Annotated in this window: 1 pseudogene; it reads right to left on the reverse strand. The window is 62.5% G+C overall.

The features are described 5' to 3' along the window. A pseudogene (locus tag EUU22_RS25355) lies at window positions 1-253 on the reverse strand (TRAP transporter small permease); the annotation flags it as partial.

Here is a 253-nt window from a genome sequence, read left to right on the forward strand (position 1 = left end):
CCTCCTTCGCACTCTTCGGATGGAATTCGACGTTGAGCTCAACGAAGCGACCAGTGAACAGCAGCCGGGTCGCCCGCAGCGCATAGCGGAGCGCGAGCAGCACGAATAGCACGAAGCCCGCGTACCAAAGGCTTTGCGGCCAGATCAGCGGCGTCGCCCACGGCGTCTGCGCCGTGCTGCCGTATTCGACCGATTCGCGCAGCACGTTGAAAGACACTATAACGATCACCGCCCCGAACATCGCCAGCAGGCA

The sequence above is a fragment of the Ciceribacter ferrooxidans genome, from assembly GCF_004137355.1.
GTDB lineage: Bacteria > Pseudomonadota > Alphaproteobacteria > Rhizobiales > Rhizobiaceae > Allorhizobium > Allorhizobium ferrooxidans.